General features: G+C 67.1%; 11 protein-coding genes and 1 riboswitch. Of the genes, 4 read left to right on the top strand and 7 right to left on the bottom strand.

The window, feature by feature from the left end:
* Positions 1-178: 178 nt before the first annotated feature.
* Complete coding sequence (locus AC1DUN_RS07875; RefSeq protein WP_477713475.1) at positions 179-1,399, bottom strand: MFS transporter; 1,221 nt, start codon at positions 1,397-1,399, stop codon at positions 179-181.
* A gap of 191 nt (positions 1,400-1,590) precedes the next feature.
* Between AC1DUN_RS07875 and AC1DUN_RS07870 the strand changes: the two genes are divergently transcribed.
* From AC1DUN_RS07870 to parC, 3 genes are all read left to right on the top strand, one after another.
* The gene (locus AC1DUN_RS07870; protein WP_477713474.1) at positions 1,591-3,561 is read left to right on the top strand and encodes a DNA topoisomerase IV subunit B; all 1,971 of its coding nucleotides are present in this window, start codon (positions 1,591-1,593) and stop codon (positions 3,559-3,561) included.
* Entirely contained in the window at positions 3,561-4,433 is an 873-nt protein-coding gene (locus AC1DUN_RS07865) for a lytic transglycosylase domain-containing protein (RefSeq protein WP_477713473.1), read from the top strand. The genes AC1DUN_RS07870 and AC1DUN_RS07865 overlap by 1 nt, the downstream gene beginning before the upstream one ends.
* 142 nt (positions 4,434-4,575) lie before the next feature.
* On the top strand, positions 4,576-6,933 hold the full coding sequence (gene parC / locus AC1DUN_RS07860) for a DNA topoisomerase IV subunit A (RefSeq protein ID WP_477713472.1): 2,358 nt from the start codon (positions 4,576-4,578) through the stop codon (positions 6,931-6,933).
* Between the two features lie 47 nt (positions 6,934-6,980).
* On the opposite strand, the gene AC1DUN_RS07855 is transcribed toward parC, so the two are convergent.
* The 4 genes from AC1DUN_RS07855 to AC1DUN_RS07840 all read right to left on the bottom strand — a co-directional run bounded on the left by AC1DUN_RS07855 (position 6,981) and on the right by AC1DUN_RS07840 (position 10,622).
* A complete protein-coding gene (locus AC1DUN_RS07855) occupies positions 6,981-7,493 on the bottom strand; it encodes a 6,7-dimethyl-8-ribityllumazine synthase (RefSeq protein ID WP_477713471.1) in 513 nt (170 codons plus the stop codon).
* Positions 7,494-7,585: 92 nt separating this feature from the next.
* Positions 7,586-7,741, bottom strand: a riboswitch (FMN riboswitch).
* Positions 7,742-7,849: 108 nt separating this feature from the next.
* On the bottom strand, positions 7,850-8,302 hold the full coding sequence (locus AC1DUN_RS07850; RefSeq protein WP_413330199.1) for a RidA family protein: 453 nt from the start codon (positions 8,300-8,302) through the stop codon (positions 7,850-7,852).
* Positions 8,303-8,424: 122 nt separating this feature from the next.
* On the bottom strand, positions 8,425-9,390 hold the full coding sequence (locus tag AC1DUN_RS07845) for a tripartite tricarboxylate transporter substrate binding protein (RefSeq protein ID WP_477713470.1): 966 nt from the start codon (positions 9,388-9,390) through the stop codon (positions 8,425-8,427).
* A 56-nt stretch (positions 9,391-9,446) separates the two neighbouring features.
* Positions 9,447-10,622 (bottom strand): pyridoxal-phosphate dependent enzyme, encoded by a 1,176-nt coding sequence (locus tag AC1DUN_RS07840; protein WP_477713469.1) that lies wholly within the window; start codon positions 10,620-10,622, stop codon positions 9,447-9,449.
* Between the two features lie 83 nt (positions 10,623-10,705).
* Between AC1DUN_RS07840 and AC1DUN_RS07835 the strand changes: the two genes are divergently transcribed.
* Entirely contained in the window at positions 10,706-11,710 is a 1,005-nt protein-coding gene (locus AC1DUN_RS07835; RefSeq protein ID WP_477713468.1) for a LysR family transcriptional regulator, read from the top strand.
* A gap of 183 nt (positions 11,711-11,893) precedes the next feature.
* Here AC1DUN_RS07835 and AC1DUN_RS07830 read toward each other — a convergent pair whose 3' ends face one another.
* Together AC1DUN_RS07830 and AC1DUN_RS07825 are read right to left on the bottom strand one after the other, a co-directional pair.
* Positions 11,894-12,829, bottom strand: a complete 936-nt coding sequence (locus tag AC1DUN_RS07830) for a transglutaminase family protein (RefSeq protein WP_477713467.1) — start codon at positions 12,827-12,829, stop codon at positions 11,894-11,896.
* A 22-nt stretch (positions 12,830-12,851) separates the two neighbouring features.
* Positions 12,852-15,623: a circularly permuted type 2 ATP-grasp protein gene (locus AC1DUN_RS07825; protein WP_477713466.1), complete on the bottom strand. Its 2,772-nt coding sequence runs from the start codon at positions 15,621-15,623 to the stop codon at positions 12,852-12,854.
* Between the last annotated feature and the right edge of the window lie 78 nt (positions 15,624-15,701).

Here is a 15,701-nt window from a genome sequence, read left to right as displayed (position 1 = left end):
CTTCCCGCTTTTTTTGGGGGCGCGGCCCCCATCACTCGCAAAACCGCCGGGCAGGCCCTAAAAGCAAGCCCAGATCTGGTTGGCGAGTGTGACCAGGAATTCCGGCCGTGTGTAGAGGGCAAACACCCCCAGCGACGCGATGACCGCGAGCGCCCACAGGCCGGCTTTTTTGGCCATCTCAGGCCCCTTGCGGCACGCCGGCGCGTGCAATCGGCGCCTCGCGTACCGGCAGGTTCACCAGGGCGGCAAACACGCCCAGCGCGATGGCGATGTACCAGACGATGTCGTAGCTGCCGGTGCGGTCATATAAATAGCCGCCCAGCCACACGCCCAGGAAAGAGCCGATCTGGTGGCTGAAGAAAATAAAGCCGCCCAGCATCGACATGTGCTGGATGCCGAAGATCTGCGCCACCACCGCGTTGGTCGGCGGGATGGTGGACAGCCACAACAGGCCCATCAGGCTGGCGAAGATGTAGACGCTCAGCGGGCTCAGCGGCGCCGCCAGGAATACGGCGATCACCACCGCACGCGAGAAATAAATCGTCGCCAGGATTTTCCGCTTGGCGATCTTCTGGCCCAGCGAGCCGGCGATATAGGTGCCAAAAACATTGAACAGGCCTATCAGCGCCAGCGCGTAGCTGGCCACCTGGGGCGACAGGCCCTTGTCCTTGAGGTAGCTGGGCATGTGCACGCCGATGAACACCACCTGGAAGCCGCAGACGAAATAGCCCGCCATCAGCAACTGGAAGCTTGGGTACTTGAAGGCCTCGCGCAGCGCCTGGCCTATGGTCTGCTCGCGTTTGGCCGGCTGGCCGCCGGCAAAGCCGCCTTCGCGCAGGCCCAGCGCCAGCGGCGCGATCAGCAGCACCGCGCCGCTGAGCACCAGCAGCGCTTCCTTCCAGCCCAGGCCGCTGATCAGCAGGCCTTCGACCGGCACCATCAGGAACTGGCCGAAAGAGCCGGCCGCCGCGGCCACGCCCATGGCCCAGGAGCGCTTTTCCGCCGGGATGTTGCGGCCTATCACGCCATAGATCACGGCATAGGTGGTGCCGGCCTGCGCCGCGCCTATCAGCACCCCTGCCGTCATGGTGAACAAAAAGCCCGTGGGCGACAGCGCCATGCCCACCAGGCCCAGCCCGTACAGCAGGGCGCCGCCCACGATCACGCGGAAGGCGCCGAAGCGGTCGGCCGCCATGCCGGCAAAAATGCCGAACACGCCCCAGGACAGGTTTTGCACCGCCAGCGCGAAGGCAAAGGTTTCGCGCGTCCAGCCCTGGGCCTGGGTGATGGGCTGCAGCCACAGCCCGAAGCCGTGGCGTATGCCCATGGACAGCGTGACGATGGTGGCGCCGCAGATCAGCACCTGCAGCATGGAGAGTTTTTTGGTGTCGGTGGTCATGGGTGGCCGCCGCAAGCGGCGAAAAAAGAAGGGCCCCGGGGTGGGTGGGGAAGCGATCAGCCGACTGTAACGAAAATGGCAAAACGCTGCCGCGCCCGCCCCCGGTTTCCACGCCCGAATCGGGTTGGCTGTATGCCTATACAGTGACTTTTGCGGCCCGGACTACAATTGCGGCAATTCTTTCAACTGCCATGGCTGACAAACTACCCACCGAATATTCCGAAGGTTCGATCCGCGTGCTCAAGGGCCTGGAGCCCGTCAAGCAGCGCCCGGGCATGTACACACGCACTGACAACCCCCTGCACATCATCCAGGAAGTGCTGGACAACTCCGCCGACGAGGCCCTGGCCGGCTACGGCAAGAAGATCAAGGTCACGCTGCACAGCGACGGCTCGGTCAGCGTGGACGACGACGGCCGGGGCGTTCCCTTCGGCATGCACCCGGAAGAAAAGGCGCCCGTGATCGAGCTCGTGTACACCCGGCTGCATGCCGGCGGCAAGTTCGACAAGGGCAAGGGCGGCGCCTACAGCTTCTCGGGCGGCCTGCACGGCGTGGGCGTCAGCGTGACCAACGCGCTGTCCAAGCGCCTGGAGGTCACCTCCTACCGTGAAGGCATGGTCGCCCACCTGGTGTTTTCGGGCGGCGACGTCACCGAAAAGCTGCACCTGCGCAAAAACGGCGACGGCGACCGTAAGACCGGCACCACGGTCCGGGCCTGGCCCGACGCCAAGTACTTCGAGTCGGCGGCTTTGCCCATGGCCGAGCTTACCCACCTGCTGCGCAGCAAGGCCGTGCTCATGCCCGGCGTCACCGTCACGCTGACCAACGAGAAAACCAAGGACACCCAGACTTGGCTCTATAAAGGCGGCCTGCGCGACTACCTGATGCAGACCCTGACCGGCGACCCGGTGATCCCGATGTTTGAAGGCGAAGGTTTTGCCGACACCCAGCACGACAGCTTCGCCGAAGGCGAGGGCGCGCAGTGGTGCGTGGCCTTCACCGAAGACGGCCAGCCCATGCGCGAGAGCTACGTCAACCTGATCCCGACCAGCGCCGGCGGCACCCATGAAAGCGGCCTGCGCGACGGCCTCTTCAATGCCGTCAAAAGCTTTATCGACCTGCATTCGCTGCTGCCCAAGGGCGTCAAGCTGCTGCCCGAAGACGTTTTTGCCCGCGCCAGCTATGTGCTGAGCGCCAAGGTGCTGGACCCGCAGTTCCAGGGCCAGATCAAGGAACGCCTCAATTCGCGCGACGCGGTGCGCCTGGTTTCCAGCTTTGTGCGCCCGGCGCTGGAGCTGTGGCTCAACCAGCACGTCGACTACGGCCGCAAGCTGGCCGAACTCGCCATCAAGGCCGCGCAAACCCGCCAGAAGGCCGGCCAGAAGGTCGAAAAGCGCAAGGGTTCGGGCGTGGCCGTGCTGCCCGGCAAGCTGACCGACTGCGAAAGCCGCGACCTGGCGCACAACGAAGTCTTTCTGGTTGAGGGCGACTCGGCCGGCGGCAGTGCCAAAATGGGCCGCGACAAGGAAAGCCAGGCCATACTGCCGCTGCGCGGCAAGGTACTCAACACCTGGGAGGTCGAGCGCGACCGCCTGTTCGCCAACACCGAAATCCACGACATTGCGGTCGCCATCGGCGTGGACCCGCACGGCCCCAACGACACGCCCGACCTCAGCGGCCTGCGCTACGGCAAGGTCTGCATCCTGAGCGACGCCGACGTCGACGGCTCGCACATCCAGGTGCTGTTGCTCACGCTGTTTTTCCGCCACTTCCCCAAGCTGATTGAATCGGGTAATGTCTATGTCGCGCGGCCGCCGCTGTTCCGGGTGGACGCGCCGGCGCGAGGCAAAAAACCGGCATCCAAGTTTTATGCCCTTGATGAAGGCGAGTTGACCGCCATCCTGGATAAATTGCGCAAGGACGGTGTGCGCGAAGGCGCCTGGAGCATCAGCCGCTTCAAGGGCCTGGGTGAAATGAGCGCGGAACAGCTCTGGGAGACCACACTCAATCCGGATACCCGCCGTTTGTTGCCCGTGCAACTGGGCAACCAGGATTTCCTGCAAACCGAGACCCTGATCACCAAGCTGATGGGCAAGGGCGAAGCCGCGGCGCGCCGCGAACTGATGGAGTTGCACGGTGACGCCGTGGAAATTGATATTTGATGAACCTGACTGAGACTTTTCTTTCCTTTCTGCGGCGACCCCTGCGCGCGCTGGGCCTGCCGCTGGCGGTCATGGGCCTGGCTGCGCTGTTCGCGTCTCCCGCCCATGCCGACATCTGGGGTTATGTCGACAAGGACGGCATTGCGCATTTTTCGGCCGTGCGGCTGGATGACCGCTATGAACTCTTTTTCCGCGGCGGCGAAAGCTTCAGCGCCGACGGCAGCAACAGCGGCCGCAGCGGCAAGGCCGTGGGCAGCGGCGCCAACCGCGCCACCGGCGTGGCCGCCGCTCCGCCCAAGCTGCTGGCCTACTTCGACGTGTCGCCCAACTACAAGGCCGTCAAGCATTTGCTGCGCGAGGCTTCGGCCACGCACGGCATTGACTACGAACTGCTGCAGGCCCTGATCGCCACCGAGTCGGGCTTTAACACCCAGGCCGTCTCGCCCAAGGGCGCGGTCGGCTTGATGCAGCTGATCCCGCCGACGGCGGAGCGCTACGGCGTGCGGGCCAGCAAGGACTCCACGGTCCACAAAAAACTGACCGACCCCAAGACCAACATCCGGGCCGGCTCCAGCTACCTCAGCGACCTGATCGCCATGTTCCCCGGCCAGCTCGAGCTGGCGATTGCCGCCTACAACGCCGGCGAGGGCGCCGTGCAGCGCGCGGGCAACAAAATCCCCAATTACCCAGAGACCAAAAACTACGTGAAAACCGTGATGCAGCTCTACAACCACCTCAAGCCTCCCAGCATGATGGCCCCCGGCGGCCGCGTGCGCATGGAGATGATGGGCGGCAGCACGGGCCGCGGCAACATGGTGCCGACCACGGTCGCGGCCACCACCACGCCAGAGGCCCCACCCGAGCGGAACTGAGACCCATGCAGCTGGCGTTTCGCCGGTACCCCCGGCAGCCTGCAAAGCAGGCCCCCCATTTTTTCTTTTCATAATCCCGTACCGGCCGCGCCTGTGCGCGCCGACCCGGCATCAACCGACTTAGCCCCAAGCCAAATTCACGATGGATGACCTTTTCACACCGGACGCAGTCGCCCCCGTTCCCGAGCCCGCCGACCAGGATTCGCTGGCCGCGTACGCGCAGCGGGCCTATCTTGAATACGCGCTCAGCGTCGTCAAGGGCCGGGCCTTGCCCGACGTCTGCGACGGCCAGAAGCCGGTGCAGCGCCGCATTCTTTTCAGCATGTCGCGCATGGGCCTGGGCTTTGGCGGCGCCAACGGCGCCAGCGGGGCCAAGCCCGTCAAAAGCGCCCGTGTGGTCGGCGACGTGCTCGGCAAATACCACCCGCACGGCGACCAGGCGGCTTACGACGCCATGGTGCGCATGGCCCAGGATTTCAGCCAGCGCTACCCGCTGATCGACGGCCAGGGCAACTTCGGCTCGCGCGACGGCGACGGCGCGGCGGCCATGCGCTACACCGAGGCGCGGCTGGCGCGCATCACCACCTTGCTGCTCGACGAGCTCGACGAAGGCACGGTCGACTTCGTGCCCAACTACGACGGCTCCTTCGAGGAGCCGCGCCAGCTGCCCGCGCGCCTGCCGTTTGCGCTGCTCAACGGCGCCAGCGGCATCGCCGTCGGCCTGGCCACCGAAATCCCCAGCCACAACCTGCGCGAAGTCGCCGACGCCTGCGTGGCCCTGATCAAGACGCCCAAGCTGTCCGACGACGAGCTGTTTTCGCTGATCACCGGCCCCGACTACCCGGGCGGCGGGCAGATCATCTCCAGCGGCGCGGAGATCGCGGCCGCCTACAGCACGGGCCGCGGCTCGCTCAAGGTGCGCGCGCGCTGGAAAATCGAGGAACTCGCGCGCGGCCAGTGGCAGCTGGTGGTGCAGGAACTGCCGCCCGGCGTCAGCACCCAGCGTGTGCTCGAGGAGATCGAGGAACTCACCAACCCGAAAATCAAGGCCGGCAAAAAAGCCCTGAGCCAGGACCAGGTGCAGCTCAAGCAGACCGTGCTGGCCGTGCTCGACGTGGTGCGCGACGAATCCAGCAAGGACGCCCCGGTGCGCCTGGTGTTCGAGCCCAAGACCAGCAAGATCGGCCAGTCCGAACTCATCAACACCCTGCTGGCCAACACCAGCCTTGAAAGCTCCTCGCCGATCAACCTGACCATGGTCGGGCTGGACGGCAAGCCGACGCAGAAAACCCTGCGCCAGATGCTGGGCGAGTGGATTGAATTCCGCCAGACCACGGTGCAAAAACGTTCGCAGCACCGCCTGGACAAGGTGCTGGACCGCATCCACATCCTCGAAGGCCGGCAGCTGGTGCTGCTCAATATCGACGAGGTGATCGCCATCATCCGCCAGTCGGACGAGCCCAAGGCCGCGCTGATAGCGCGCTTCAGGCTCAGCGACCGCCAGGCCGAGGACATCCTGGAAATCCGCCTGCGCCAGCTCGCGCGGCTTGAAGCCATCAAGATCGAGCAGGAGCTCAAGAACCTGCGCGAAGAGCAGGGCCGGCTCGAGGAAATTCTCGGCAGCCCGGCGGCGCTCAAGCGCCTGCTGGTCAAGGAAATCGAGGCCGACGCCAAGCAGTTCGCCGATGCGCGCCGCACCCTGATCCAGGCCGAGAAAAAAGCCGTGCTCGAAGTCAAGGTGCTCGATGAACCCGTGACCGTGGTCATCAGCGACAAAGGCTGGGTGCGCGCGCGCAGCGGCCACGGCCATGACCCGGCGGGTTTTGCCTTCAAGGCCGGCGACGGGTTGTACGGCACTTTTGAATGCCGCACCGTCGACACGCTGCTGGCCTTTGGCTCGCGCGGCCGGATTTATTCGGTGCCGGTGTCCTCGCTGCCCGGCGCGCGTGGCGACGGCCAGCCGCTGACCACGATGATTGACCTTGAATCGGGCACGCAGCTGGTGCATTACTTCGCGGGCCCGTCCAATGCCGCGCTGTTGCTCAGCGCCAGCGGCGGCTATGGCTTCCTCGCCACGGTCGAGAACATGACTTCCCGCCTGAAAGCCGGCAAGGCCTTTATCAGCTGCGCCGAAGGCGAAACCATTTGCAGGCCCTCGCACGCCGCCTTCAACAGCGGCACGACGCCCATGCTGCCGGCCACCCATGTGGCTTGCGCCTCCACGGGCGGCCGCATCCTGACCTTTGAAATCGGCGAGCTGAAAATGCAGGCCGCCGGCGGACGCGGCTTGATGCTGATAGACCTCGAGGCCAAGGACACCCTGGCCGGCGCGGCGGCTTACACCCGCAGCGTGAAGATTGAAGGCATAGGCCGCGGCGGCAAGGCGCGCGAGGAAACCCTGGAAATCCGCACGCTGAACAATGCCCGCGCGGCGCGCGCACGCAAGGGCAAAGCGGCCGACCTGGGCTTCAAGCCCAGCGGCGTCATCCGCGTCGAGTAAGAAGTTTGGTGCCCGCCGCCTTGTGAAGAGGGGGCGGGCATCCGGCCTCAGGCCGCGAGCAGTGTTTCCAGCTTCCTGAGGCCCGCCACCGTTTCCAGGCAGGCCTGAGCCACTTCCTTGCCCTTGGTCAGGAAGTGGGCGCTGAAGAACTGGCGGTGTTCCTCATGCTCATGGAAATGCTGCGGCGTCAGCACCGCCGAGAACACCGGCACGCCGGTCTCCAGCTGAATGCCCATCAGCGCGCTGATCACCGCGTCGGCGACGAATTCGTGGCGGTAAATGCCGCCATCCACCACCAGCCCGCAGCAGACCACGCCCGCATAACGGCCCGACTGCGCGAGTTTTTTCGCGTGCAGCGGAATCTCGAAAGCGCCCGGCACTTCAAAGGTGTCTATGGATTCAGGGCCCACGCCCTGCCTGGCCATTTCGGACAGGAAGGCGCCGCGCCCCTGGTCCACGATGTCTTCGTGCCAGGACGACTGGATAAAGGCGAAACGCGCCTTGGAAGGGGAGCCGCCGGATTGGGCGGTGGAAGGGGAGGAAACAATGGTCTGACTCATGGATGGCCTCTAACTAGGTGTTACCAGAATCAGGGCGCACGAGCCCGCGGCCGGCCAGGGACGCGCGGGCGCCCACGGCATAGCCGATGGCATCGCGCTCTCTTTCATCCGGACTGTGACCGTCGGCTTTGGAGTTGAACCAAATCTGCTGACCCCGGCCCTCGGTGAGAGGGCCGGGCGCTCGCGGGCTGATGCAGTTACCTGCAAACACCGCCGGTGGGGAATTTCACCCCGCCCTGAGAACGCTGCCCCGGCGAAATGGCCGGGGCGTGTTGAGTTTAAAGGCTCGCGCGAACGGGCGCTCGCCGCCACTTTGCCGGCCCCACAGTGATTGCGGGTGCTTGCGGTGGCAGTGTTTACTCGACTTCCGCGACCAGGTCGATCTCGACGCAGGCACCCATGGGAATCTGCGCCACACCGAAGGCGGCGCGCGCATGCGTGCCGGCATCACCGAAAATTTCAGCGAAAAGTTCACTGGCGCCGTTGGTCACCAGGTGATGCTCGGTGTAGTCGCCGGTCGAGTTGACCAGGCTCACGAGCTTGACGATGCGCTTGACCTTGCCCAGGCCGACGGCGGCTTCGAGTGTGCCCATCAGGTCGATAGCGACCGAGCGCGCCGCCGCCTTGCCTTCTTCGGTCGTCATGTTCTTGCCCAGCTGGCCGACCAGGGGCTTGCCGTCCTTCTTGGCGATATGGCCGCTCAGGAACACCAGGTTGCCGGTCCGCACAAAAGGCAGGTAGGCGGCGACGGGAATTGCCACGGGGGGCAGGGTGATGTTCAGTGCTTTCAGCTTGTCGTAGGCGCTCATGGTGTTTCCTTGGTTGAAGACAGGCCCGGCGGGCGGTTCGGGGAATTGTAGGGCGGGCCCGTCAGCGCGCCGGCCTGTAGCGGCATGAAAGGAAGTGATGCAGCCCCGGCCGGCGTAACCGCTTATTCGGGCTTGATGCCGGCCTTGCGCACCACCGCGCCCCAGCGGTCCACCTCGCTGCGCATAAAGGCGCGCAGCTCGTCTCGGCTCGAGCCCTTGAGGTCTATGCCCAGCGTGGTGAGCCGCTCGCGCGTCGACGGATGGGCCAGCGCAGCGACGGCTTCGCTGCGCAGCCGCTCGACGATCTCGATGGGTGTGGTGGCCGGCGCCACCAGGGCCCACCACTGGTTGAACTGCATGCCGTCCATGCCGGCCTCGCGCGCGGTGGGCACCTCGGGCAGCGAGGCCACACGCGTGTTGCCGGTCACCATCAGGGCCGAGATTTTTCCCGCGCCCAGCAGCGCGCTGGCGCTGGCCAGCGTCGCGAAATGGGCGTCCACCTGACCGGCCGCGACGTCGGTGAGCGCCGGCGCCGAGCCGCGGTAGGGGATCGCGTTGACCTTGATACCGGCAGCCGTGGCGAACAGCTCGCTCGAAAGATGGCTGATCGAGCCATTGCCGCTGTTGGCCAGCGCCAGCGGCACCTTGCTGGCGCGGTAGTGTTTGAGGAAGCCCTTGATGTCGCCGTTCTTGTAGGGCGTGCCGCTGGCAAACAGCATCAGCGGCGAGGTGCCGACCATGGAAATCGGCGTGAAGTCGCGCAGCAGGTCATAAGGCATTTTGTTGAACACGGCCGGTGCGATCGCATGCGGCAGCTCGACGATGGCGAAGGTGTAGCCGTCGGGCGCGGCCTTGGCCGCGGCCTCGGTGCCTATGCGGCCCGAGGCGCCGGAGCGGTTGTCCACCACCACGCTCTGGCCCATGGTCTCGCCCATGCGCTGCGCGACGGCGCGCGCAATCGCATCGGTGCTGCCGCCGGGCGCCCAGGGCACGATGAGGCGCAGCGGTTTGTCGGGGTAGGCCGCCTGGGCGGCGGTGCTGATCAGGCTGCCGGCCAGCAGCAGGGCGGTGAGCAATCGGGTCTTCATGGGGAAATCCTTTACGGGGGGTCGGTTCAAGGAGGGTTCAGGGAGGGTTCAGGGAGTCAGGAAAAAGTGTCAAAGGTGTCGCGGTCGCCCTTGGCGGTCAGCAGCAGCAGGGCATGTTCGGAAGGCGCGACCTCGCCGCGCGCGCGCAGCTGCGCGAGCGCGGTAAGACAAGCGCCCGCGCACAGCTCCACCCACAGGCCTTGCGCGGCCAGCCGGGCGCTGCCTTCGGCGGCGCCGGCATCGTCCACCACCACCGCGCCGCCGCCCGAGCGCTGCACGGCCAGCGCCTGCTGCAGCGTGACGGTGCTGCCGCCGGTGGAAAACTGCGCGGTCTGGCCGGCGAAGTCGGCCTGCAGCGGCTCGCCGCCCAGCGCGCGGGCCAGGCGGGGAAAGGGCTCGACCGCCCAGAGGCGCGGCATGCGCGCGATCAGCCCGGCTTGCAGCAGGTCGCGCAGGCCGCTGTAAACACCCCAGAGCAGGTCGCCGCGCGCGGTGGGCACCAGCACATGGTCGGGGATGCAGCCCTCGGCCACACATTCGAGCGCCACCGCGCGGTAGCCTTCGACGCCGAAGGCCGGGCTACCGACGGCGGGCACGCTGTAGTTGGTCAGCGCGAAGGCGCCGTCCTGCTCGACGCGGCGGCGCAGGTGTTCCCAGCGGCCGAAGCCGCGCTCGAACATCAGGCGTTTGGCGCCCAGGCGCTGCAGCGCGCGCGCGAAGGGCTCCGGCATGTCGTGGTAGGTGGCGACTTCGCAGGCCAGGCCGGCGGCCGCGCAATACGCCGCGGCCGACACCGCCGCGTTGCCGCTGGAGGCCAGCACCACGGTTTGCGCGCCCACGTCCAGCGCCCGGCTCACGGCCTGGGCCGACATGCGGTCCTTGTGCGAGCCTGTGGGGTTCATGCCCTCGTGTTTGGCCGAGAGCTGGCGCAAGCCCAGGGCGCGCGCCAGGCGCGGCAGGTCCAGGCAGGGCGTGCCGCCTTCGCCCAGGGACACGCCCTGGGTGTAAGGCAGCCAGGCGCCCCACTTATAACCCGTGCTGGCGGTTTTGAAGGTTTTGGGCAGTTCGGCATACACCGCTTCCAGGCTCGCGGGCGTGCCGGCTGCCGCGCAGTGCGGGCAGCCGGCCGGCAGGTCCTGCAAGGGATATTCGCGGGCGCAATGGATGCAGCGCAGCCCGGACAGCCGCGGGTTGCGGGTCACGGCGGGGGATTCGGAAACAAGGGAATTCATGCGGCCAATGGTAGGAAGGCCGAGGCCTGCCGTGCAGGCTTTGTTGGCGATTTAGAATAAGTCAAACTTATAAGGAGATGGCCATGGCCGAAGCAAGCGCGCGCCAGATCGAGGTGTTCCGCATGGTCATGCGGCTGGGCACGGCCAACCGCGCGGCCGCGGCCCTGCATGTGAGCCAGCCGGCGGTCACGCAGCTGCTCCAGCAGCTCGAAGCGCGCGCCGGCCTCAAGCTGTTTGACCGGCCCAAGGGCAAGCTCACACCCACGCCCGAAGCCCATGCGCTGATGGAAGAGGTCGAGCGGGTCTACGAAGGCCTGGAGGCCGTGCAGCGAAAAATCGTGGCGCTGCAGTCGCATGAAGACACGGTGCTGCGCATCGGCTCGCTGCACGCCATGGCCGCCAGCGTCATGCCCTGGGCCCTGGCCGAGTTCCAGCGCAGCTACCCGCGCACGCGCTGCCTGCTTTTGGTCGACAGCTCCAAGGTGCTGCGCGAGGCTTTGTTCCAGGGTGCGGTGGACCTGGCTTTCCTGGGCGACGAGGCCGACACCAGCGGCCTGGTGTCCTCGCTGTTCTACCAGGCGCCCGCCGTCTGCATCATGCCGGCCGCCCATCCGCTGGCGCGCAAGCAGGTGCTGCAGCCGCAGGATTTGCAGGAGGTGCCGCTGGTGGGCCTGTCGGCGTCCGACCCGGCGCAGCGGCGGCTGGAGGCGGCGCTCGCGCAGGCCGGCGTGCAGCCGCGTTTTGTGATCGAAACGCCTTACAGCGCGACGCAATGTGCGCTGGTGCTGGCCGGCGCCGGGCTGGCCGTGACCAATCCGCTGGTGGCGCGCGAATACCTGGCGCTGGGCCTGCGCAGTGTGCCGCTGGCGGCCGGGGTGTGGTTCCGCGCCTTGCTGGCCTTCAAGCCCAAGCAGGCGCAGTCGGGCGCGGCGCAGGAGTTTGTGGGCCTGTGCAGGCGCCGCCTGGTGGGCAGCCTGCCCGAGGGTTCGTTGCTAGGGCCTGTTAACACTGTGTTTGCAAATGCGAATGGGGTGAAAACGGCGCCAATCAAGGCGCGCGACGACGCGCAGACCGGGTGTCTGCGCTAGGAGCGCAACGCCGAGTGGCGCCGTTTTCACCCCATTCCCTCCGGGTTGCAATCAAAAAGGCCTTGCGCGGCGTTGCAAAGCCTTGACGGGGTCTACCCCGCCTGCGTTTTGCGCCTTGCTCAAGGCCTTTTTGACTCGCAACGCATCTTGCAAACACAGTGTTAGCAGGCCCTAGGGAGGCGCTCAGTTCCCGCTAACCAGGGACTCGGCCTCGGTCTCGGCCAGGGGCTGCACCGTCACCGCCACGTCGAGGATGTGCTGCGCCCCGCCGCGTATCACGCCGCGCATGGGCGAGACGTCGAGGAAGTCGCGCCCCGTGGCCAGCGTGACATAGTCTTCGCCCGGCGCGCGGTTGTTGGTGGGGTCGAAGTCCAGCCAGGCGCCCAGGCCCGGGCAATAGACCGAGGCCCAGGCATGCGAGGCGTCGCTGCCGACCAGGCGCGGCTGGCCGGGTGGCGGGCTGGTCAGCAGGTAGCCGCTCACATAACGCGCCGGCAGGCCCATGGCGCGGCAGCAGGCCACCATGATGTGGGCAAAGTCCTGGCACACGCCCTTGCCCTGCCTGAGCGCCTCGAGCGCCGGCGTGTTGACCTCCGTGCTTTCGCTCTCGTAGGTCATGGTGTCATGGATGCGTTCCATCAGGTCGCGCGCCGCCTCGGGCAGCGGCCTGCCTGGCAGGAAGCTGGGTCGCGCGAATTCGGCGAAGGCCTCGTCGCGCGGCACATAGGGCGAGGCGAACAGGAATTCGGAGGCGCTGTCGTAGGCCGCGCCGGCGCGGTAGCGGAACTGCTCGCGCACCTGCTCCCAGGGCTGCGACACCGCGGCGCCGGCAGACAGGGCGCTTTCGGACTGCAGCGGGTTGAGGGCCGTGGTGGCGACCACGCTGTCGGCCACCACGGTCAGGCTTTCATGCGCAGCCTGCAGCGAAAAATAGCTGCGCGTGTTGCCGTAGACGTCCACGGTCTCGCGCAATTGCACGGGCGCCGGGTCGACGCGCAGCGCGTAGCTCAGCAGGCTCTGGCCGTTGCGGCTGGCGGGTTTGAGGTGCACCACATGGTGGGCGTTTTCCACCGCCGGCGCATAGCGGTAGCGGGTTTCATGGACGACGTGCAGCAGCATGGGGTAACTCCGCGCCTGGGGCTCAAGCGCCCAGGCTCTGGCTGCCGGAGGCCGCGTGGCTGAAGTAGCGGCGGCTCAGGGTGTCCGACAGGTCCAGCGCGGCGTCGCAGCATTGCTCCAGCATCTGCACCAGGCGGCCGTCATGCTGCCGGCAGTCTTCGTCGCCGTCGGCTGCTTCGCTGTCCGCGCCGGTTTGCATGCCCGCGCACAAATCGGCCAGGGCCCAGCTGCCGGGGTCGGGCAGCTCCATCGCGAGTTCGGGCATGTCGCCCGGCGCGCTGCCGGCCAGCTTGGCCAGGCGCCCGCGCAGGGTCTGCACCACCCAGCCCAGGGAGCGCGGGTTGTCGCGGTCCAGCACCAGCAAATCCAGCAGGGCGGGGATGTCGCGGCGCTGCTGGTATTGCGCGTGGAAGGTGATGGTGCTGTCGAACAGCGCCACCATGGCGTTGAAGCCGCCTTCCTCGAAGACCGAGCCGGTTTCAAAACCGCGCGCCAGCGCGCCGGCCAGGGTGTTGAGCCGCTCGATCAGCCGGCCCACGCTGAGCAGGCGCCAGCCGTCGTCGCGCGTCATGCGGTCGGTCTGCGCGCCCGTCATGGCCGAGAGGAAACCGCTGGCCGATTCGAGCGCGCGCAGCGCCTCGACGGAGGAGTATTCGAGCAGGTACTGGCTCTGGCCTTGGCCGCCCTGGCTTTGCGACTGGCTTTGGCCCACGCTGCTGAACACCGCGCAGCGCTGGAAAAAATCGGCTTCGGTGCGCACGATCATGTGCCACTGTTCCTGCGACAGGCGCTCGCGCACGGCCGAGGCCGCGCTCTTGAGCGCGCGCAGGTTAAAGCCCACGCTGGCGGCCTGCTCGGTGTCGGCCAGGTTGGCGATCAGCGCGCGTTCAAACACGCGGCGCGCATGCGTGGCTGGCGGCACGGTGTCCAGCACCAGCGCATTGCCGACCGCCATGGTGGTCAGCCAGGCCAGCAGGGGCTGCGAGGTCTGGTCTTCACCGCCCAGGCATTGCAAAGTGATCTGCGCCAGGCGCGTGGAATTTTCGGCGCGCTCGGTGTAGCGGCCCAGCCAGAAAAGGTTTTCGGCCGCGCGGCTGGTCACCGGCGGGCGGTGGCGCAGCGGGGCGGTGGCCCAGGCGGGCGAGGGCTGCTCGGCACGCGGAGCTGTCGCCTTGGCCGCGGACGCATCGCCCAGCACCCAGACGTCGGCGCTGCTGCCGCCGTGCTGCATGGAGGACATGTTCTCGTTCTTGCCGGCCAGCCGCGCCAACCCGCCGGGCAGCACCTGCCAGGAGCCCTTGCCGTCGGCCACGGCAAACACGCGCAGCATGGCCGATCGCGGGGAAATCCGCTCGCCCTGCCAGGTCGGCGTCTGCGGCAGCGGCAAATAGGCCTGCACCGTGTAGTCCTCGCCGCGGCGCACGATGCGGCCGGCCCATTCGTCCAGCGCGCGGCGCGACAGCGTGTGGCCTATCACCGACTCCATGCCCGAGCCCGGGTAGGTTGGCTTGATCACGCAGTTCTTGAGCTGGCCCAGCACATCCTGCAGCACCGCTTGCTCGCCGCACCACCAGGTGGCCAGCGAGGGCAGGGCCAGGGTCTCGCCCAGCAGGTGTTCGGACAGCGCGGGCAAAAAGCCCAGCAGCGCGCTCGATTCAAGGAAGGCCGAGCCCGGCGTGTTGACCACCAGCACATTGCCGGCACGGATAACCTGCAGCAGGCCGGGCACGCCCAGCGTGGAGTCCGAGCGCAGCTCCAGCGGGTCCAGGAACTCGTCGTCCAGGCGCTTGAGAAGGCCGTGCACCGGCTCCAGGCCGCGCAGGGTCTTGAGGTAAAGCTTGTCGTCGCGCACCAGCAGGTCGCTGCCCTCGACCAGGGTCAGGCCCAGGAAGCGCGCGAGGTAGGCGTGTTCAAAATAGGTTTCGTTGTAAGGCCCCGGGGTCAGCAGCACCACGCGGCTTTCCTCGTTGCCGTCGGCCGGGCTCATGGCCTTGAGGCCGTCCACCAGCGCCTTGTACGACGCGGCCAGGCGCTCGACTTTCATCTCGCGGAAGGCTTCGGGGAACAGCAGCGAGATGGTCAGCCGGTTTTCCAGCAGGTAGCCCAGGCCCGAAGGCGCCTGCGTGCGCTGCGACACCACCGACCAGCGGCCGTCGGGGCCGTGGGCGATGTCGAAGGCGGCGATGTGCAGATAGGTGCCGCCGGCCGGCTGCACGCCCTGCATGCCGCGCAGGTAGCCCGGGTGGGCATGCACCAGCGCGCTGGGCAAGAGGCCTTTGGAGAGCAGCTCCTGCGGGCCGTAGATATCGGCCATGACACGGTCCAGCAGGCGGGCGCGTTGCTGGATGCCGGCCTCGATCTGCGCCCAGTCGCCGGCCGAGACCATCATGGGAAAGAGGTCCAGCGCCCAGGGGCGCTGCGGGCCGTTGGCGTCGGCGTAGACGTTGTAGGTCACGCCGTTGTCGCGGATCTGGCGGCGCAGGTTGGCGGTGCGGTGGTTCAGGTCGTAAAACCCGTCGGCGCCCAGGAAGTTGAAAAAGCGTGTCCAGTCGGGCGACAGGCTGTCGTCGGTGGCGGCGGCTTCGGGCGGGGGCGCGGCGGTTTCAGGGGCGCCGGCCGTGCGCAGCGCGGGCTGGGCCGGCGCGGCCGTTTCCGCGGGCGCGGGGCCTTCGGAGACACGGCCCCGCAACTCGTCGAAATGGCCGGCTGCCGCATGCGGCGCCAGCGCGGCGGCCAGGGCGCAGGGGGATTCGAGCGCCTGGGCGGCAAAAAGGGACTGGGTGTTATTTTCCACGTGCTGCAAGTATGCCTGCGGCCCGCAGGCGCAAAGCCTCAATCAGGTACGGCTTTCCCGCCAAATGGACGATTTATG

The sequence above is a fragment of the Polaromonas sp. P4_F6 genome, from assembly GCF_056401275.1.
The sequence above is the reverse complement of the archived record's forward strand: the minus strand, read 5'-3'. Positions and strand labels throughout refer to the sequence as shown.